Here is a 19,399-nt window from a genome sequence, read left to right on the forward strand (position 1 = left end):
GCCGGCCATGAACGCACTCCGCGACAAGCACCTCCTGATCCTCGGCCTGGGGGACTCCGGCCTGGCGATGGCGCGCTGGGCGCAGCGCTGCGGCGCGGCGCGCATCGTGGTGGCCGACAGCCGCAGCGCGCCGCCGCAGGCCGCCCGCCTGGCGCAGGACGTGCCCGGCGCCGAACTGCGCTGCGGCGCCTTCACGCCCGAGTTGCTGGCCGACCGATGGGCCATGTGCATGCGGTGCTGAAAAGCCCCGGCCTGTCGCCGCTCGACCCCGCGCTGGCGCCGCTGCTGGCCGCCGCGCAGCAACGCGGCGTGGCCGTAATGGGCGAGCTGGGCCTGTTCGCCCAGGCGCTGGCCGACCTGAAGACCGCCCGCGGCTACGCGCCCAAGGTGCTGGCCATCACCGGCACCAATGGCAAGACCACCACCACCTCGCTGACCGCGCTGCTGTGCGAGCGCGCCGGCGCGCGGGTGGCCATGGCCGGCAACATCGGCCCGACGCTGCTCGACACGCTGGAGCGCGGCGCTGGATCTGGAGCCGGCTGATGCGCAACGCTGCGCCGCCCCGTCCCTGCCGAGGGGGAGTCGAAGCTCGCCGCAGGAGGCCCAGCCTATGAAGACGAAACCGCCGAGCTGGCGGCGCTCGATGGCGTGACGGACGCAGCCGACGAGCCGCTCGAAGGCGGTGGCCCGCCGCCGCACCTGATTCCGCCCGCGCCGCCCGGCCCGGTGTTCGAGCACCTGCCCGAGGTCTGGGTGCTGGAGCTGTCGAGCTTCCAGCTCGATGGCGTGCAGGGCTTCGAGCCCACTGCGGCGACGGTGCTCAACGTCACGCAGGACCACCTCGACTGGCACGGCGACATGGCGGCCTACGCGGCGGCCAAGGCGCGCATCTTCGGCCAGCACGGCCTGATGGTGCTCAACCGCGACGACGCGCTCGTGATGGCGCTGCAGCCGCGTCCGCCCGAGCCGGAGCTGGGCAAGACCGGCAAGCCGCTCAAGGCCCAGCCGCGCTGGACGCCGCGCGCCTGCGTCAGCTTCGGGCTGGACGCGCCGCGCCGCGCCGGCGACTGGGGCCTGATGACCGACCACGGCATGGCCTGGCTGGTGCGCGCGCAGGACGGCGATGACACGCCGCTGCGCAGCCGGCGCGGCGCGGTGCTGGATGCCGAAATCACGCTGCAACGCCTGATGCCGGCCGACGCGCTGCGCATCCGTGGCCGCCACAACGCCGCCAACGCGCTGGCCGCGCTCGCCCTGGCCAGTGCCACCGGCCTGCCGCTGGCGCCGATGCTGCACGGCCTGCGCGAATACCGGGGCGAGCCGCACCGGGTCGAATACCTCGGCAACGTCGGCGACGTCGAGGCCTACGACGACAGCAAGGGCACCAACGTCGGCGCCACCGTGGCGGCGCTCAAGGGCCTGGGGCCCTGAGAAGGCGCCGAAGAAGCTGGTGCTGATCCTGGGCGGCGACGGCAAGGGCCAGGACTTCACGCCGCTGGTCGAGGCCGTGGCGGCGCACACCCGCGCCGTGGCCCTGATCGGCCGCGACGCCCCGGCGCTGCTGATGACGCTGGCCGAACTGGCCCGCGACGGCCTGCCCATCCACAGCCACGACAGCCTGGAAGCTGCCACGCGCTGGTGCTTCGAGCAGGCCCAGGCCGGTGACGCCGTGCTGCTCAGCCCCGCCTGCGCCAGCCTGGACATGTTCCGCAACTATGCACACCGCGCCCAGGTCTTTGCCGACACCGTGGCGCAACTGGCCACCGAGCATGGAGGGATGAGCCTGTGAGCCGCGACGCCTCCGCCAACACGGCGAACACCACCACGTCCCCCGGCGGCTTCGGCCGCTGGCTGGCCGGCCTGCCGGCGCGCTTCAGCGGCGCCGACCTGTCGTCGTCGCGCGGTCTGCCGCCCGGTGCGCCGGGCCAGCCGGTGCAGTGGGTCGGTTTCGACGTGGCGCTGGCCTGGGTCTGCGTCATGCTGCTGTCGCTCGGCCTGGTGATGGTCTATTCGGCCTCGATCCAGCTGCCCGACAACCCCAAGTTCAGCAACTACACGGCCACGCACTTCTTCTCGCGCCACATCCTGTCGATCGTGCTGGCGGGCATTGCCAGCGCGGTGGCGCTGACGGTGCCCATGCGCGCCTGGGAGAAGTACGCGCCGTGGATCTTCGTCATCGCGCTGGTCCTGCTGGTGGTGGTGCTGATTCCGGGCATCGGCCGGGTGGTCAACAAGTCGCGCCGCTGGATTCCGCTCGGGCTGATGAACTTCCAGCCCAGCGAGCTGGCCAAGCTGGCGATCGCCATGTACGCGGCCAGCTACATGGTCCGCAAGATGGACATCAAGGAGAACTTCCTGCGCGCCGTGTGGCCCATGGCCGTGGCGGTGACGGTGGTGGGTTTTCTGCTGCTGCGCGAGCCGGACATGGGGGCCTTCATCGTGATCGTGACCGTCGCCATGGGCATCCTGTTTCTGGGCGGGGTCAATGCACGGGGCTTCTTCTTCATTGCGCTGCTGGTCGTGGTGCTGTTTGGCACGTTCATCTACTTTGACGACCTGCGGCGCGAGCGCATCTTTGCCTACCTCGACCCGTGGAATCCCAAGTACGCGCAGGGCAAGGGCTACCAGCTGACGCACTCGCTGATCGCCTTCAGCCGCGGCGAATGGTTGGGCCAGGGCCTGGGCTCGTCGCTGGAAAAGCTGCACTACCTGCCGGAGGCGCACACCGACTTCCTGCTGGCGGTGATCGGCGAGGAACTCGGCCTGATCGGCGTGCTGGCCGTGATCACGGCCTTCTTCTGGATGGTGCACCGCATTTTCATGATCGGCCGCCAGGCGATTGCCTTCGACCGCGTCTTTGCCGGCCTGACCGCGCAGGGCATCGGCGTCTGGCTGGGCGGGCAGGCCTTCATCAACATGGGCGTGAACCTGGGCGTGCTGCCCACCAAGGGCCTGACGCTGCCGCTGATGAGCTACGGCGGCTCGGCCATCCTGATGAGCTGCGTCTCGCTGGCCATCGTGTTGCGCGTCGACATCGAGAACCGCCAGCTGATGCGCGGAGGCCGGGTATGACGCGGCACCTGGTCGTCATGGCGGCGGGCACGGGCGGGCACGTCATTCCCGGCCTGGCCGTGGCGCAGGAAATGATGCGGCGCGGCTGGACGGTCAGCTGGCTGGGCACGCGCACCGGCATGGAAAACCGGCTGGTGCCGCCCAGCGGCATTGCGCTCGACCGCATCGGCTTTGCCGGCCTGCGCGGCAAGGGTGCCTTCGGCCTGCTGCGCGGCGCGCTGCAACTGCTGTGGGCGTTCTGGCAGAGCGCGGCCATCCTGCGCCGCCGTTCGGCCACCGCCGTGCTCGGCATGGGCGGCTATGTCTGCGTGCCGGGCGGCTGGGTTGCCCGGCTGCTGCGCCGGCCGCTGGTGCTGGTCAATGCGGACGCGGCGCTGCTGCTGTCCAACCAGTCGCTGCTGAAGGTCGCCGGCCGGGTGGCTTTCGGCTTTGACGGCGCTGCCGCCCGCGCCGTGCCGCAGGCGGTGGTGACCGGCAACCCGGTGCGCGCCGAGATCGAGGCCATCGCCCCGCCCGCGCAGCGCTACGCCGGCCGCAGCGGCCCGCTGCGCGTGCTGGTGGTCGGCGGCAGCCTGGGTGCGCGGGTGCTGAACGACACGCTGCCGCAGATGCTGGCCTTGTTGCCCGCCGCGCAGCGCCCGCACCTGATCCACCAGACCGGCCTGGCCAACCTGGACGCCGTGCGCGGTGCCTACGCCGCCGCCGGCCTGACGCCCGACGCGGCCCACGGCATCGAACTGCTGCCCTTCATCGACGACATGCCGCAGCGGCTGGCCGAGTGCGACCTGATGATCTGCCGCGCCGGCGCCATCACCGTGAGCGAGCTGTGCGCCGCCGGTGTCGCCAGCGTGCTGGTGCCGCTGGTGATCCGCACCACCGGCCACCAGCGCGACAACGCCGAGTGGATGCAGCAGCACGACGCCGCCATTCATCTGCCACAGCCCGAACTGACGCCTGCGCGTCTGGCTGAGCTGCTGGCCTCCCTCGATCGACCCCGGCTGCAGGCGCTGGCCGGGCGCGCCCGCGCGCTGGCGCAGCCGCGCGCCGCGCAGCGCGTGGCCGACGAGATCGAAGCCCTGACCCTGAAGGAGTCCGCATGAAACATGCGGTGAAACACATTCACTTTGTCGGCGTCGGTGGTGCCGGCATGAGCGGCATCGCCGAGATCCTGCACAACCTCGGCTACGTGGTGTCGGGTTCCGACCAGGCCGATGGCGCGGTGACGCGCCGGCTGGCTGAACTCGGCATCCGCATCCACACCGGGCACGATGCGGCGCACATTACCGGCGCGCAGGCGGTGGTGACGTCCACGGCGGTCAAGGGCGACAACCCCGAGGTGATCGCTGCCCGCGCCGCGCGCATTCCGGTCGTGCCGCGCGCGGTGATGCTGGCTGAACTGATGCGTCTCAAATCCGGCATCGCCATCGCCGGCACGCACGGCAAAACCACCACCACCTCGCTGGTGACCAGCGTGCTGGCCGAGGCCGGGCTGGACCCGACCTTCGTGATCGGCGGCAAGCTCAACAGCGCGGGCGCGAATTCGGCGCTGGGCAAGGGCGACTACATCGTGGTCGAGGCCGACGAGAGCGACGCCAGCTTCCTGAACCTGCTGCCGGTGCTGGCGGTCGTCACCAACATCGACGCCGATCACATGGACACCTACGGGCACGACTTCGCCCGGCTCAAGGCGGCGTTCGTCGACTTCCTGCACAAGATGCCGTTCTACGGCGCGGCCATCGTCTGCGCCGACGATCCCGGTGTGCGCTCGATCCTGCCGATGGTGTCGCGCCCGGTCATCACCTACGGCCTGGGCGAGGACGTACAGGTGCGCGCGGTCGACGTGGTGGCGCTGCCCGGCGGGCAGATGCGCTTCACCTGCCAGCGCCGCAATGGCGTGGCGCTGCCCGACCTGCAGATCACCCTCAACCTGCCCGGCGAGCACAACGTGCGCAACGCGCTGGCCGCCATTGCCGTGGCCACCGAACTGGAGTTGCCCGACGCGCCCATCGTGCGTGCGCTGGCGCAGTTCAGCGGCGTGGGCCGGCGCTTCCAGCGCTGGGGCGACTGGCCCAGCGCGCAGGGCGAGGGCGACTTCACGCTGATCGACGACTACGGCCACCACCCGGTCGAGATGGCCGCGACCATCGCCGCCGCGCGCGGCGCCTTCCCCGGCCGCCGGCTGGTGCTGGCCTTCCAGCCGCACCGCTACACCCGCACGCGCGACTGCTTCGAGGACTTCGTCAAGGTCATGGGCCGGGCGGACGCGATCTGGCTGACCGAGGTCTACGCCGCCGGCGAAGCGCCGGTGGTGGCCGCCGACGGCCGCAGCCTGGCACGCGCGCTGCGTGTGTCGGGCAAGGTCGATCCGCTGTTCGTCGATGACATTGCCGAGCTGCCCGCCACCATCGTCGCCCAGGCCCTGCCGGGCGACGTGGTGATCGCGATGGGCGCCGGCTCCATCGGCGGCGTACCGGCCAAGGTGGTCGAGTTGCTGAAGGAAAGCGCATGAATCGTGACGTGACATCACTCGGGAAAGTGGCTGTGCTGCTGGGTGGCAGCTCGGCCGAGCGCGACATTTCGCTGATGAGCGGGCAGGGCGTGCTGGCCGCGCTGCAGAGCCTGGGCGTCGATGCGCACGCGTTCGACCCGGCCGAGCGGCATCTGAACGGCCTGGAAGCCGAAGGCTTTGCGCGCTGTTTCATCGCGCTGCACGGCCGGCACGGCGAGGACGGCTGCATCCAGGGCGCGCTCGAATTGATGGGCATTCCCTACACCGGCTCGGGCGTCATGGCCTCGGCGCTGGCGATGGACAAGGTCATGACCAAGCGCCTGTGGCTGGCCGATGGCCTGCCGACGCCGCGCTACGTCAGCCTGTCGCCCGATGAACTCGGCACGCCGACCGAGGCCGCGCGCCTGGGCGAGGTGGTGGCCGCGCTCGGCCTGCCGCTGATCGTCAAGCCGCCGCGCGAAGGCTCGTCCATTGGCGTGACCAAGGTCGAATCAATCGACGCCATGGCCGCTGCCGTGCGGCTGGCCGCCCGCTACGACGCCGACGTGCTGTGCGAGCAGTTCATCCGCGGCGAGGAAGTTACCTGTCCGGTAATCGGCGAAGGTGCCTCGGCGCGCGCGCTGCCGGTGGTGCGCATCGTGCCGCCCGAGGCCGGCTACGACTACCAGAACAAGTACTTCACCGACGACGTGCGCTACCTCTGCCCGAGCGGCCTGCCCGAGGCCGAGGAGCGCGAGATCCAGCGCATCACCCTGGCCGCCTACCGTAGCCTGGGCTGCCGCGGCTGGGGCCGCGCCGACCTGATGATCGGCGTGGACCCGATCACCGGCGCGCGCCAGCCCTTCCTGCTGGAGATGAACACCTCGCCCGGCATGACCGGCCATTCGCTGGTGCCGATGTCGGCCCGCGCGGCCGGCACCAGCTACCCCGAACTGTGCCTGCAGCTGCTGGCCGCCGCCCGGCTGGACCAGGCCGGACCATCGGCGCACGCGGCGTCCCTTCTGACCTGAGCCGCACCATGGCCAGCCCCGCTCCCGCCTACCTGCCGACCGATGTGCGTCTGATGCGCGTCGCTGCGCGCGGCCTGCTCCTGCTCGCCGTGTTGGCCGTGCTGGCCGGGGCGCTGGTCTGGCTCAGCCGCTTGCCGTGGTTCGATCTGCGCGAGATCCGCATCGAGGGCGAGACCCAGCACAACAGCGCTGCCAGCATCCGCGCCAATGCCATGCCGCACCTGCATGGCAGCTACCTGAGCATGAACCTGCGCGAGGCGCGCGCCGCCTTCGAGGCCGTGCCCTGGGTGCGCCGCGCCGAGGTCAAGCGCGTCTGGCCGCACGCGCTGGTGGTGCGGCTGGAAGAGCACCGCCCGGTGGCCTACTGGGAGCGCGACCAGGCCGATGACCTGCTCATCAACCAGCAGGGCGAGGTCTTCGAGGTCAACCTGGGCGACGTCGAGGACGACAAGCTGCCCACGCTGCGCGGCCCGCAGGGCACGGCTCCACAGGTGCTGGCGATGTGGCGCGAGCTGGCGCCGGAGTTCGCCCGGCTCGACACCCAGCTCGACCGGCTGGCGCTGTCGGATGGGGGCTCCTGGCAGGCGCGGCTGGAACGGGCCGACGCAGTGATCGAACTCGGGCGTGGTGAACCTGCTGAAGTTTTGCAACGGACGCGTCGTTTCGTTCAAAGCGTGACACAAGTCACATCTCATTTTGAGAATCGTGCGATTGAATACGCCGATTTGCGCCACACCGACAGCTACGCGCTGCGGCTGGTGGGAATGGGCACCACCGACAACCCACGCAGCAAGGGCCGCTGAGGCGGACTTTGCGAGGAATAACAAAATGGCCAAGGAATACAAGGACCTCGTCGTGGGACTCGATATCGGCACTGCCAAGGTGATGGCGGTGGTGGCTGAAGTGCTGGCCGATGGCGAATTGCGCCTGGCCGGACTCGGCGTGGCGAGCTCGCACGGCTTGAAGCGCGGCGTGGTCGTCAACATCGACGCCACGGTGCAGAGCATCCAGCAGGCGCTGAAAGAGGCCGAGCTGATGGCCGACTGCCGCATCGGCCGGGTCTACACCGGCATCACCGGCAGCCATGTGCGTGGCCAGAATTCCACCGGCATGGTGATCGTTCGCGACAAGGAAGTGACCCCGTTTGATGTGGCACGGGTGGTGGATACGGCCAAGGCGATCAACATCCCGAATGACCAGCGCCTGTTGCTGGTCGAGCCTCAGGAGTTCGTGATCGACGGCCATGAAGTGAAAGAACCGGTGGGCATGAGCGGCGGCCGCCTGGAGGTCAAGGTGCACATCGTCACCGGCGCACAGAGCGCGGCCGACAACATCATCAAGTGCGTGCGCCGCTGCGGCCTGGAAGTCGAGGCGCTGGTGCTCAACCCGAGCGCGAGCAGCCTGGCGGTGCTGACGCCCGACGAGCGCGACCTGGGCGTGGCGGTGGTCGACATCGGCGCCGGCACCACCGACGTGACGATCTTCACCGACGGCGCCATCCGCCACACGGCCGTGATCCCGATCGCCGGCGACCTGATCACCAGCGACATCGCGATGGCGCTGCGCACGCCGACCAAGGACGCCGAGGAAATCAAGATCGAGCACGGCGTGGCCAAGCAGCTGCTGGCCGATCCGGCCGAGCAGCTGGAAGTGCCGGGCCTGGGCGACCGCGCCCCGCGCCTGCTGAGCCGCCAGGCGCTGGCCGGCGTGATCGAGCCGCGCGTCGAGGAAATCTTCGCGCTGGTGCACCAGGTCATCCGCGAGAGCGGCTACGAAGAGTTGCTGTCTTCCGGCATCGTGCTGACCGGTGGCAGCTCGGTCATGCCCGGCATGGTCGAGCTGGCCGAGGACATTTTTCTGCGCCCGGTGCGCAAGGGTTTGCCGCTGTACGGCGGCGCGCTTTACGACATGGTGGCGAGCCCGCGCTCAGCCACCGCGATGGGACTGCTGGAGGAGGCGCGCCTGGCCCGCACCCGTGGCATGAAGGCGGCGCAATCCGCTTCAGGCGTGGGTCTGTTCGGGCGTGCCAAGGACTGGTTCCTGAAGAGTTTTTGACATAGGCTTTCTGACGACGGCAATTGCAGAGGAAGTAAGGAGAACGAGATGGGTATCGAGATGATTGAAGAGTTCGACATGGGCACGCAGATCAAGGTGATCGGTGTCGGTGGCGGCGGTGGCAATGCCGTCGACCACATGATTGGCCAGGGCGTGCAGGGCGTGGAGTTCATCTGCGCCAACACCGATGCGCAGGCGCTCAACCGCTCCAAGGCGGATTCGCTGCTGCAGCTGGGCCACACCGGCCTGGGTGCGGGTTCGCGTCCGGACGCCGGCAAGGCGGCGGCTGAAGAAGCGGTCGACCGCATCCGCCAGTCGCTCGACGGCGCGCACATGGTCTTCATCACCGCCGGCATGGGCGGCGGCACCGGCACGGGTGCAGCGCCCGTGATCGCGCGCATCGCCAAGGACATGGGCATCCTGACCGTGGGCGTGGTGACCAAGCCGTTCGAATTCGAGGGCAACCGCCGCATGAAGCAGGCCGACACCGGCCTGGCTGAACTGGAAGCCAACGTCGACAGCCTGATCGTGGTGCTGAACGAGAAGCTGCTTGAAGTGCTGGGTGACGACGTCACGCAGGAGCAGGCCTTCGCCGAAGCCAATGACGTGCTGAAGAACGCGGTGGGCGGCATCAGCGACATCATCCATATTCCCGGCCTGGTCAACGTCGACTTCGAAGACGTCAAGACCGTGATGAGCGAGCCCGGCAAGGCCATGATGGGCACGGCCACCGCCAGCGGCCCGGACCGCGCCACCAAGGCGGCTGAAGCGGCCGTGGCCTGCCCGCTGCTCGAAGGCATTGATCTGTCGGGCGCGCGTGGCGTGCTGGTGCTGATTGCCGCGAGCAAGCAGACCTTCAAGCTGGCCGAGAGCCGCAACGCCATGACCACCATCCGCCGTTATGCGGCTGATGAGGCGCACGTGATCTTCGGCACCGCCTACGACGAAAGCCTCGGCGACGCGCTGCGCGTCACGGTGATCGCCACCGGCCTGGCCTCGGCCAAGCGCGCGATTGCACAGATGCAGGTCGTGGCGCCGATGCAGCGCACCGGCACCGACAACATCCCCGTGCTGAACCAGCCGATCCACGCCGGCCCGGCCGTGCACGGTGGCGCCATGCCCGTGGGCATGAGCCAGGACTACACCGTGCCGAGCGTGTGGCGCAACCCGCGCACCCAGGCGGCAGCCAAGGTCGAGGCGCTGGTCAACAACGGCATGGAAGAGATCGAGATCCCGGCTTTCCTGCGCAAGCAGGCCGACTGAGGCGGCGGCGCCTGCGGGTGCCGTCTTCTCAAGCCCGTTCTCCTCTGCCCTCGTCCAAAACCCCGGTGCCCACCCTGTGGCACCGGGGTTTTTTCAGTCCTTGCTGGCGCTTCACCGTCCAGCAACCCGGACTTGCCTAGAATTCCGGCATGCTCCAACAACGCACTCTGAAGTCACTCACCCGCGCCGTCGGCGTCGGCCTGCACAGCGGGCAAAAGGTGGAGTTGACCCTGCGTCCTGCACCGCCCGACACCGGCATCGTCTTTCGCCGCATCGACTTGCCGCAGCCCGTGGACATCGTCGTCAGCGCCGATTCGGTCTGCGATGCCCGCATGGCGACCACGCTGTCGCCCGGAGGCGACCCCGGCGCGCCCAAGGTCAACACGGTCGAGCACCTGATGTCGGCCTGCTGCGGCCTCGGCCTGGACAACCTCTACATCGACATCACCGCCGAGGAAGTGCCGATCCTTGATGGTTCGGCCGCTTCGTTCGTCTTTTTGCTGCAAAGTGCCGGCATCGAGCTGCAGAACGCGCCCAAGCGCTTCCTGCGCGTCAGGAAGCCGGTCGAGGTCAGCCAGGGCGAGGGTGAGCGCCGCATCTGGGCCCGGCTCGATCCGCACCACGGCTACAAGCTGACCTTCGAGATCGATTTCGGCCACCCTGCGGTCGATCAGACCGGCCAGCGCGTGGTCTTCGACATGGGCTCGGGCCAGTACAAGCGCGACATTGCCCGCGCCCGCACCTTCGGCTTCACCAAGGACCTGGAGCTGATGCGCTCGCGCGGCCTGACGCTCGGAGGCAGCATGGACAACGCCATCGTGGTCGACGATTCGCGCGTGCTCAACGCCGGCGGCCTTCGCTACGACGACGAGTTCGTCAAGCACAAGATCCTCGACGCCATCGGTGACCTCTACCTCTGCGGCATGCCGCTGCTGGCCAGCTACACCGCCTACAAGAGCGGCCACGCGCTCAACAACAAGCTGCTGCGCACGCTGCTGGCCGACCCTGACGCGTGGGAGGTCGTGACCTTCGCCGACGAAAAGCTTGCGCCTCAGGGCATGGCCGAGCTGGCGCCGGCCTGGTAGGCCGCCAGCCACGTTTCGAGCTGATCGGCTGTCATCGGCCGCGCCAACAGGAAGCCCTGCAGCACGGGACAGTGGCGCTCGGTCAGGAAGCGGGCCTGGGCTTCGGTTTCCACGCCCTCGGCCACCACCACCAGGTTCAGGCTCTCGCCGATGTGCAGCACCGCGCTGGTCAGGGCCTGGGCCATCTGATGCGCCAGGTCCTGCACAAAGCTCTGGTCGAGCTTGACCTGCCGGATCGGCAGGTGGTGCAGGTGGCTGAGGCTGGAGTAGCCGGTACCGAAGTCGTCCATCGCCAGGCACACGCCCAGCGCGCCGAGCGCATCGAGCGTCCGCAGGGCGTCGGTGCGGCGGTCCAGCAGCACGGTTTCGGTCAACTCCAGCGTGAGCTGGTCGCCGCGCAGACCGTATTGCCGCAGCAGCTGCCCGATGTGTGCGACCAGCGCCGGGTCATGGAAGTCATGCGCCGACAGGTTGACCGCCACCTGCGGCACCGCCACGCCGCGCGCCTGCCAGTCCGCCATCTGCGCGCAGGCGGCGTTCAGCACCCATTGCGACAGTTCGTGGATCAGCCCGCAGGCCTCTGCCACCGGGATGAAGCGCGCCGGTGACACCTCGCCCAGCGTCGGGTGCTGCCAGCGCAGCAAGGCTTCGACGCCGAACAGTGCCCTGCTGGCCGGGGGGGGACTGCCGCTCCGGCGGGCGTGGAGTTGCGGCTGGTAGTGCAGCTGCAATTCGCCGCAGCGCAGCGCGCGGCGCAGATCGGTTTCCAGCTGCAGGCGCTCTTGCGCGGACTGGTTCATCTCGGCCTGGAAGCACTGCAGCCGGCCCCGGCCGGCGCTCTTGGCCTGGTACATGGCCATGTCGGCATGGCGCATCAGGTCATCGAGCGTGGCGCCGTCGGCGGGGTACATCGCCACGCCGATGCTGGCTGCGCTCTGCAGCGGCTGATCGGCCACCATCATGGGCCGGGCCAGTGCCTGCAGCATGCGCTCGGCGGTCTGGCGGGTCTGCTCGGCATTGCAGTTCGGCAGCACCGCCACGAACTCATCGCCCGCCAGCCGGCTGATCAGGTCGCGGTGGCGCACCTCATGAGCCAGCCGCTGGGCGACCTCGCGTAGCACGGCGTCGCCCACTGCGTGGCCCTGGGTGTCGTTGATGGTCTTGAAGCGGTCCAGGTCGATGAACAGCAGGCCCAGCGGCGAGTTGTTGGCCTGCGCGCGGGCGACGGCCTTCGTTGCGTTGGCTTCCAGCAGTGCGCGGTTGGGCAGGCCGGTGAGGCTGTCGTAGTACGCCAGTTCGTGGATGTGGGCGTGCGCCTGCTCGCGCTCCAGCGCCAGCGTGCACAGGTGCACGCTCATCTCGACCAGCCGCTGGTGCAACGTGTTCGGCCCGCGCGGCTGGTGAAAGTAGAACGCGAAGGTGCCCAGCACCCGCCCGGCGCTGTTCTTGATCGGGCTGGACCAGCAGGCGTGCAGGCCCAGCGGCAGCACGAAGTCCCGGTAAGTGGCCCAGAGCGGGTCGGTGGCGATGTCGGTCACGACCACCGGCGTACCGCGCCAGGCGGCGGTGCCGCAGGAGCCGGCCGCCGGGCCGATGGGCTGGCCGTCAAAGGCGCGCGCCACCTCGGGCGGAAAGCTCGGGCCCGCCAGCGGATGCACACGGCCGGCGCCGTCCACCGCCAGCACGGTGGCGACCACGTCCGGCGTCAGCGATTCGACCTGGCCGCACACCAACTCCATCACTTCGGCCAGCGGGCGGTCGCGCACGATGGCGTCCAGCACGCGCTCCTGCAACTCGGTCTGGATGCGGCGCTGCGTGATGTCCACCAGCGTCAGCAGCGATTGCGAGACATGGCCGTCGGCGTCGCGCAGCAGGTCCAGCGTCAGGTCGCACCACAGCGGCTCGCCGTTGCGGCCATGCACCAGCGCCTGGGCCGCGCTGCGGCCGGTGATTTCCGCCGTGCGGCGCAAGGTCGCCCAGGCTTGCGCGGTGGAAGACGGCCCGCCCAGCACCTCTTCCGGCTGGCGGCCCAGCAACTGGGACAACTCCAGCCCCAACCGGCGCACGAAGCCCTGGCTGGCGTGCGTGACGCGCTCGTCCGCGTTGCAGACCAGCACCATGCCCGGACCTTCATCGAAGAACCGCATCAGCGCAGGCAACAGGTCGGGCGGTGTGCTCATGGTGGGAGCGGCGTGCGGGCGTCGGGCCGCCCGCACGGTAAAAATAAAAACCTATTCTGCGCGCTGCAGACGCTGCGGCCTTGCGCGCCCGTCAGAAAATGCGCCCGCCCTTGTAATGCGCGTGCTGCTTGCGCTGCAGGGGGGTCGACTGGGTGATGGCCGCAAACGACACGGCTGCGTGCGCGTGCGTGATGGCCAGCCCGAGCGCGTCGGCCGCGTCCTTGCCGGGCAGGCCGGGCAGCTTGAGCAGGCGCATCACCATGTCCTGCACCTGCTCTTTTTGCGCGTGGCCGTTGCCGACGATGGCCTTCTTCATCTGCAGCGCGGTGTATTCGCTCACCGCCATGTCACGCGACACCAGCGCCGCCATGGCCGCGCCGCGCGCCTGCCCCAGCAGCAGCGTGCTCTGCGGGTTGACGTTGACGAACACGATCTCCACCGACGCCGACTGCGGCTGGTAGGTGCTGACCACCTCGCACACGCCCTCGAAGATCAGCTTGATGCGCCCGGGCAGGTCGCCGATGGCCGCTTCCTTGGTGCGGATCGTGCCGCTGGCGACGTAGCTCAGGCGCGGACCGTCGGCGTCGATGACGCCGAAGCCGGTGATCTGCAGGCCGGGGTCGATGCCGAGGATGCGCATGGGCGTCCGGCGATCGCCTCAGCCCGCCAGATGGCGGTTGTAGGCGAAGAACACCTCGTCACGCACCCAGCCGAGCGATTCGTACAGCGCCTGCGCCTGCAGATTGGTCCTGGCGGTGGTGAGGTCCATCCTGGCACAGCCGGCTTGCCGGGCTTGTGCTTCCGCTGCCAGCAGCAGCGCCCGCCCGATGCCGGCCCGGCGCGCCGTGGCTGGCACGAACAGGTCGTACAAGGCGTAGATCGGCGCCGCTTCGACCGAGCAGAAGGTCGGGTACAGCTGGCAGAAGCCGCAGGCCTGCTGCCGCTCGTCCTCGGCCAGCAGGATCACCGATTCCTGCCGGTCGATGCGCGCGCCGATGAAGGCACGTGCCGCAGCCCGGTCGGGGGCCTGTTCGTAGAACTGCCGGTAGGCATCGAACAGGGCCGCCACGGCCTCGACATCGGCGGCTGTGGCGCGCCGGATCTGGACGGCCGACATGCGTTCAGTGACGGAAGTGCCGCACGCCCGTCAGCACCATTGCGATGCCGCGTTCGTTGGCCGCGTCGATCACCTCCTGGTCGCGCATCGAGCCGCCGGGCTGGATCACGCAGGTGGCGCCCGCGTCGATCACCACGTCCAGGCCGTCGCGGAACGGGAAGAAGGCGTCGCTGGCCACCGCGCTGCCGGCCAGCGTCAGCCCGGCGTGGCCGGCCTTGATGCTGGCGATGCGGGCGGAATCCAGCCGGCTCATCTGCCCGGCGCCGACGCCCACCGTCATGCTGTCCTTGCAGAACACGATGGCGTTGCTCTTGACGAACTTCGCCACCTTCCACGCGAACATCAGGTCGTCCATCTGCTGCGCGGTCGGCGCCAGCGCGGTCACGACCTTCAGGTCGGCGCGCGCCAGCACGTGGTTGTCGGCGCTCTGGATCAACAGGCCCGAGCCGATGCGCTTGATGTCGTGCGCGTTCTGGCCGCGGGCCCAGGCGGATGCGCCGTTGCGATCCACCTTGGACAGGTCGATCAGCAGCACGCGGGTGTTGGCCTTGGCAGCGAAGATGGCCAGCGCTTCGTCGGTGTAAGCCGGGGCGATCAGCACCTCGACAAATTGCTTGGCGACCTTCTCGGCCGCCGCTTTGTCGACCACGGTGTTGAAGGCAATGATGCCGCCGAAGGCGCTGGTCGGGTCGGTCTGGAAGGCCTTGGCGTAGGACTCGGCGGCGTCAGCGCCGAGGGCCACGCCGCAGGGGTTGGCGTGCTTGACGATGACGCAGGCGGGGGTGTCAAAGCTCTTGACGCATTCCCACGCCGCATCGGCGTCGGCGATGTTGTTGTAGGACAGCTCCTTGCCCTGCAGCTGCTGCGCGGTCACCAGCGAGCCGGGCGCCGGGTGCAGGTCGCGGTAGAAGGCGGCGGCCTGGTGCGGGTTCTCGCCATAGCGCAGGTCCTGCAGCTTGACGAAGCGGCCGTTGCTCTGCGCCGGGAACTCGGCGCGGGCGGGGGTGGCGGCGTCATCACACACTTCGGTGATGCCCGAGAGGTAGTCGCTGATCGCCGCGTCGTAGTTGCTGATGCGGTTGAACGCGGCCACCGACAGCGCGAATCGCGTGGCGCGGCTGACGGCGCCGTCGCGCTGGAGCTGCGCGATCACCTCGGCGTACTGGCTGGCATCGGTCAGCACCGCCACGTCTTTCCAGTTCTTGGCCGCGCTGCGCACCATGGCCGGGCCACCGATGTCGATGTTCTCGATCGCATCTTCCAGCGTGCAGCCGGGCTTGGCGACGGTGGCCTCGAACGGGTAGAGGTTGACCACCAGCACGTCGATGGTGGTGATGCCGTGGGTGGCGAGCGCCGCCATGTGCTCGGGCAGGTCACGCCGCGCCAGCAGGCCGCCGTGGATCTTGGGGTGCAGGGTCTTGACGCGGCCGTCGAGCATCTCGGGGAAGCCGGTGTGGTCGGCGACTTCAGTGACCGGCAGGCCGCGCTCGGCCAGCAGCTTGGCGGTGCCGCCGGTGGACAGCAGCTTCACGCCGGCGGCGTGCAGCGCCTGGGCAAGCTCGACGACGCCGGTCTTGTCGGAGACGGAAATCAGGGCAGTGAGTTGGGACATGGTTCAGTCGGTCAGTTTGTGTTCGAGGAGTTTGCGGCGCAGCGTGTTGCGGTTGATGCCCAGCCATTCGGCCGCGCGGCTCTGGTTGCCGTCGGCCTTCTGCATCACGACGTCGAGCAGCGGGCGCTCGACCGCGCGCAGCACCATGTCGTAGAGGGCGTGCGGGTCGGTGCCTTCGAGGTCGCGGAAGTACAGCTCCAGGTTGTCGCGGATGGAGGCTTCGATCGGGCTGTGAGGAGCGTCGGTGGTGGGGGAACTCATGCGGCAAGTGCCTCGGCAGCGTCGCTGGGGGCGGCATCGGGGGATGCGGCCGGCCACAGCGCGTGGGTTTGAGCCAGCTGGCTCAGGTAGTCATGCAGCGCGCGCTGCTGCGCGGCGCTGGCGTCCAGGGTGTTCATGCGGGCGCGGAAGGCCGCGCCGCCGGGCAGGTCGTGCACGGCCCAGCCGATGTGCTTGCGCGCGGTGCGCACGCCGGCGTATTCGCCGTAGAGGCCGTAGTGGTCGTCGAGGTGCTCCAGCAGCCAGTCGCGCACCTGGGTCGTGGCGGGCGCGGTGGCGTGCTCGCCGGTGGCCAGGAAGTGGCCGATCTCGCGGAAGATCCACGGCCGGCCTTGCGCGGCGCGGCCGACCATCAACGCGTCGGCGCCGGTGGCGGCCAGCACCTCGGCGGCTTTTTCGGGGCTGGTGATGTCGCCGTTGGCGACCACCGGAATGCGCAGCGCGCGCTTGACGGCGGCGATGGTGTCGTACTCGGCCGCGCCCTTGTAACCCTGCTCGCGGGTGCGGCCGTGCACCGTCACCATCGCCACGCCGGCGTCCTGCGCGGCCAGCGCGATGCGCAGCGCGTTCTTCTGGCTCTGGCACCAGCCGGTGCGCATCTTCAGCGTCACCGGCACGTTGTAGGGCGCGGCGGCCTCGACCGTAGCGGCGACGATGCGCCGGGCCAGATCCTCGTCCTGCATCAGCGCCGAGCCGGCCCAGACGTTGCACACCTTCTTGGCCGGGCAGCCCATGTTGATGTCGATGATCTGCGCGCCGCGCTCGATGTTGTAGCGCGCCGCTTCGGCCATCATGGCCGGCTCGGTGCCGGCGATCTGCACCGAGATCGGCTCGACTTCGCCGGTGTGGTCGAGCCGGCGGCTGGTCTTGAGGCTGTTGCGCAACTCGGGCCGCGAGGTCACCATCTCGCTGACCGCGTAGCCCGCGCCCAGGCGCTTGCACAGTTGGCGGAACGGCCGGTCGGTCACCCCTGCCATGGGGGCGACAAACAAGGCGTTGGGCAGCTGATGAGGGCCGATGCGCATCAAAAGGCTTGGGAAGTGAGCAAGGGTGAGGGGAGTGCCAAGCACGCGCCGAACATGAAGAACCCCGGCGCGGTTGATCAAAAATGAGGCAGAAGTATAGCGGCGGGGTCGCCGACGCCCGGCGGTGCCAAGGCGGCAGAATCAGCGCCCATGGATGCCTGGATCACCTCAATGCTGGCCGCACTGGCCCTGCCGCAATACGGCCTGCTGACCGTCTTCATCGTCACCACGCTGTCGGCGACGCTGTTGCCGATGGGCTCGGAGCCGGTGGTGTTCGGCCTGGTCAAGCTCAACCCCGAGCTGTTCTGGCCCGCCATGGCCGTGGCGACCGTCGGCAACACGCTGGGCGGAGCGATTTCCTGGTGGATGGGTTACGGCGCCGAGCGCGCCTATGAAAAGCTGGCCCACCGCAGCGCCGACGGCCGCGCGCTGCAACTGCTGCGCCGCTGGGGCCCGCCCGCCTGCCTGCTGAGCTGGCTGCCGGTGGTGGGCGACCCGCTCTGCGCCGTGGCCGGCTGGCTGAAACTGCCCTTCTGGCCGTGCCTGGGCTATATGGCGATCGGCAAGTTCCTGCGCTACTTCATGGCCACCGCCGGGCTGATGTGGATATTCCCGGGCGTGTGGTCGTTTTGACTACGATCCGGGATCTCCCAACCGCAACGCTTGAGGCATCAACAGCAGTATGAGCACCGCTCCCACGCCCGCTTATTCCGAACTCGAACAGCGCCAGCGGCGCATCTACCGCTTCGAGCACCTGGGCGCCATCGTCGGCTGGGACCAGGCCGCCAACATGCCGCCCAAGGGCAACGAGGCCCGCGCGGCGGCCAGCGCCGAGCTGGAAACCCTGCTGCACAGCCTGCGCACCGACGCCGCCTTGGTCGACCTGCTGGCCCGCGCCGAGCAGGAGCCGCTGACCGACCTGCAGCGCGCCAACCTGCGCGAGATGAAGCGCGACTGGCGCGCCAGCAACGCGCTGCCGGCACGGCTGGTCGAAGAGAAATCGCTCGCCGTGGCCCGCTGTGAACACGCCTGGCGCAGCCAGCGCCCGGCCAACGACTGGGCCGGCTTTGCCGCCAACCTCAAGCCCGTGGTGCAGATCGCCCGCGAGGAAGCCCGCTGCCTGGCCGACGCCACCGGCCTGTCGCTCTACGACGCCTTGATGGACCGCTTCGAGCCCGGCACCACCAGCGCCGAGATCGACGCGCTGTTCGGCGACCTCAAGACCTGGCTGCCCGGCCTGATCACGCAGGCCCAGGCGCGCCAGGCCGCACAAGCGTTGCACACGCCCGTGCTCACGCCGGTCGGCCCGTTCAACCGCGCCACGCAAAAGGCCCTGAGCCTGGACGTGATGAAGCTGCTGGGCTTCGATTTCGACGCCGGCCGGCTCGACGAGAGCACCCACCCCTTCTCCGGCGGCGTGCCCGAGGACGTGCGCCTGACCACCCGCTACCTGGACGACGACCTGGCCCAGGCGCTGATGGGCACGGTGCATGAGACCGGCCACGCCCGCTACGAGCAGAACCTGCCGCGCGAGTGGCTCGGCCAGCCGATGGCGCGGGCGCGCAGCTACGGCCTGCACGAAAGCCAGAGCCTGAGCTTCGAGATGCAGCTCGGCGGCCATCCCGGCTTCGTCGCGCAGCTGCTGCCGCTGATCGAGCGCCACTTCGGCCCCCAGCCCGCTTTCACGGCCTCCAACCTGCTGCGGCTGAACACCCGCGTGCGGCCGGGCTTCATCCGCGTCGATGCCGACGAGCTGAGCTACCCGGCCCACGTCATCCTGCGCTACGAGCTGGAACGCGCGCTGATCGAAGGCCAGATCGAGGTCGACGACCTGCCCGCGCTGTGGGACGAGAAGATGGCCGCCTACCTGGGCGTCGACACCCGCGGCAACTACGCCGACGGCGTCATGCAGGACGTGCACTGGCCGTCGTGCTACTTCGGCTACTTCCCCTGCTACACGCTGGGCGCCATGTACTCGGCCCAGTGGTTCGCCACCATGCGCCGCACCACCCCCGACCTGGATGCCCGCATCGCCGCCGGCGACCTCAGCCCGGTGTTCGACTGGCTGCGCGACAACATCTGGAGCCAGGCCTCACGCTGGGAAACGCCGGAACTGGCGCGGCGCGCCAGCGGCGAAACGCTGAACCCGGCGTATTTCCGGGCCCATCTGGAGGGGCGGTATCTGGGGTGAT

At 69.4% G+C, this 19,399-nt stretch carries 17 protein-coding genes and 1 pseudogene; 12 read left to right on the forward strand and 6 right to left on the reverse strand.

Annotation, left to right across the window (positions count from 1 at the left end; translation table 11 throughout):
- The first annotated feature begins 7 nt into the window (after positions 1–7).
- The 10 genes and pseudogenes from AC5IG3_RS01620 to lpxC all read left to right on the forward strand — a co-directional run bounded on the left by AC5IG3_RS01620 (position 8) and on the right by lpxC (position 10,994).
- On the forward strand, positions 8–241 hold the full coding sequence (locus AC5IG3_RS01620) for a hypothetical protein (protein WP_491897066.1): 234 nt from the start codon (positions 8–10) through the stop codon (positions 239–241).
- Positions 217–1,789, forward strand: a pseudogene (gene murD / locus AC5IG3_RS01625) (UDP-N-acetylmuramoyl-L-alanine--D-glutamate ligase). The gene AC5IG3_RS01620 and the pseudogene murD overlap by 25 nt, the downstream one beginning before the upstream one ends.
- A complete protein-coding gene (gene ftsW / locus AC5IG3_RS01630; RefSeq protein ID WP_491897067.1) occupies positions 1,786–3,072 on the forward strand; it encodes a putative lipid II flippase FtsW in 1,287 nt (428 codons plus the stop codon). Before murD ends, ftsW begins: the two are co-directional and overlap by 4 nt.
- Positions 3,069–4,172, forward strand: a complete 1,104-nt coding sequence (gene murG / locus AC5IG3_RS01635) for an undecaprenyldiphospho-muramoylpentapeptide beta-N-acetylglucosaminyltransferase (RefSeq protein ID WP_491897068.1) — start codon at positions 3,069–3,071, stop codon at positions 4,170–4,172. The genes ftsW and murG overlap by 4 nt, the downstream gene beginning before the upstream one ends.
- Complete coding sequence (gene murC / locus AC5IG3_RS01640; protein WP_491897069.1) at positions 4,169–5,581, forward strand: UDP-N-acetylmuramate--L-alanine ligase; 1,413 nt, start codon at positions 4,169–4,171, stop codon at positions 5,579–5,581. The genes murG and murC overlap by 4 nt, the downstream gene beginning before the upstream one ends.
- Positions 5,578–6,591 (forward strand): D-alanine--D-alanine ligase, encoded by a 1,014-nt coding sequence (locus AC5IG3_RS01645; RefSeq protein WP_491897070.1) that lies wholly within the window; start codon positions 5,578–5,580, stop codon positions 6,589–6,591. The genes murC and AC5IG3_RS01645 overlap by 4 nt, the downstream gene beginning before the upstream one ends.
- An 8-nt stretch (positions 6,592–6,599) precedes the next feature.
- A complete protein-coding gene (locus tag AC5IG3_RS01650) occupies positions 6,600–7,394 on the forward strand; it encodes a cell division protein FtsQ/DivIB (protein WP_491904536.1) in 795 nt (264 codons plus the stop codon).
- A gap of 25 nt (positions 7,395–7,419) precedes the next feature.
- Complete coding sequence (ftsA, locus tag AC5IG3_RS01655) at positions 7,420–8,646, forward strand: cell division protein FtsA (protein ID WP_491904537.1); 1,227 nt, start codon at positions 7,420–7,422, stop codon at positions 8,644–8,646.
- 48 nt (positions 8,647–8,694) lie between these two features.
- Complete coding sequence (ftsZ, locus tag AC5IG3_RS01660; RefSeq protein ID WP_491904538.1) at positions 8,695–9,909, forward strand: cell division protein FtsZ; 1,215 nt, start codon at positions 8,695–8,697, stop codon at positions 9,907–9,909.
- Between the two features lie 149 nt (positions 9,910–10,058).
- Positions 10,059–10,994: a UDP-3-O-acyl-N-acetylglucosamine deacetylase gene (gene lpxC / locus AC5IG3_RS01665; protein WP_491904539.1), complete on the forward strand. Its 936-nt coding sequence runs from the start codon at positions 10,059–10,061 to the stop codon at positions 10,992–10,994.
- Here the strand turns inward: lpxC and AC5IG3_RS01670 are convergent.
- The 6 genes from AC5IG3_RS01670 to dusB all read right to left on the reverse strand — a co-directional run bounded on the left by AC5IG3_RS01670 (position 10,961) and on the right by dusB (position 17,207).
- Positions 10,961–13,174: a putative bifunctional diguanylate cyclase/phosphodiesterase gene (locus tag AC5IG3_RS01670; RefSeq protein ID WP_491904540.1), complete on the reverse strand. Its 2,214-nt coding sequence runs from the start codon at positions 13,172–13,174 to the stop codon at positions 10,961–10,963. The genes lpxC and AC5IG3_RS01670 overlap by 34 nt on opposite strands.
- A gap of 91 nt (positions 13,175–13,265) precedes the next feature.
- Positions 13,266–13,814, reverse strand: coding sequence for a crossover junction endodeoxyribonuclease RuvC (gene ruvC, locus AC5IG3_RS01675; RefSeq protein WP_491904541.1), 549 nt, complete (start codon positions 13,812–13,814; stop codon positions 13,266–13,268).
- 18 nt (positions 13,815–13,832) lie between these two features.
- Positions 13,833–14,291, reverse strand: a complete 459-nt coding sequence (locus AC5IG3_RS01680) for a GNAT family N-acetyltransferase (protein ID WP_491904542.1) — start codon at positions 14,289–14,291, stop codon at positions 13,833–13,835.
- 4 nt (positions 14,292–14,295) lie between these two features.
- Positions 14,296–15,903: a bifunctional phosphoribosylaminoimidazolecarboxamide formyltransferase/IMP cyclohydrolase gene (gene purH, locus AC5IG3_RS01685; RefSeq protein WP_491904543.1), complete on the reverse strand. Its 1,608-nt coding sequence runs from the start codon at positions 15,901–15,903 to the stop codon at positions 14,296–14,298.
- 3 nt (positions 15,904–15,906) lie between these two features.
- A complete protein-coding gene (locus tag AC5IG3_RS01690; RefSeq protein ID WP_491904544.1) occupies positions 15,907–16,164 on the reverse strand; it encodes a helix-turn-helix domain-containing protein in 258 nt (85 codons plus the stop codon).
- Positions 16,161–17,207, reverse strand: coding sequence for a tRNA dihydrouridine synthase DusB (gene dusB, locus AC5IG3_RS01695; protein ID WP_491904545.1), 1,047 nt, complete (start codon positions 17,205–17,207; stop codon positions 16,161–16,163). The genes AC5IG3_RS01690 and dusB overlap by 4 nt, the downstream gene beginning before the upstream one ends.
- Positions 17,208–17,357: 150 nt before the next feature.
- Between dusB and AC5IG3_RS01700 the strand changes: the two genes are divergently transcribed.
- Positions 17,358–17,840 carry a YqaA family protein gene (locus AC5IG3_RS01700; protein WP_491904546.1) on the forward strand — a complete coding sequence of 161 codons (483 nt, stop codon included), beginning with the start codon at positions 17,358–17,360 and terminating at the stop codon, positions 17,838–17,840.
- 49 nt (positions 17,841–17,889) lie between these two features.
- Complete coding sequence (locus AC5IG3_RS01705; RefSeq protein WP_491904547.1) at positions 17,890–19,398, forward strand: carboxypeptidase M32; 1,509 nt, start codon at positions 17,890–17,892, stop codon at positions 19,396–19,398.
- Position 19,399: the final 1 nt, after the last annotated feature.

It is taken from the genome of Leptothrix sp. (in: b-proteobacteria), from assembly GCF_965250675.1.
Classification (GTDB): domain Bacteria; phylum Pseudomonadota; class Gammaproteobacteria; order Burkholderiales; family Burkholderiaceae_C; genus Sphaerotilus.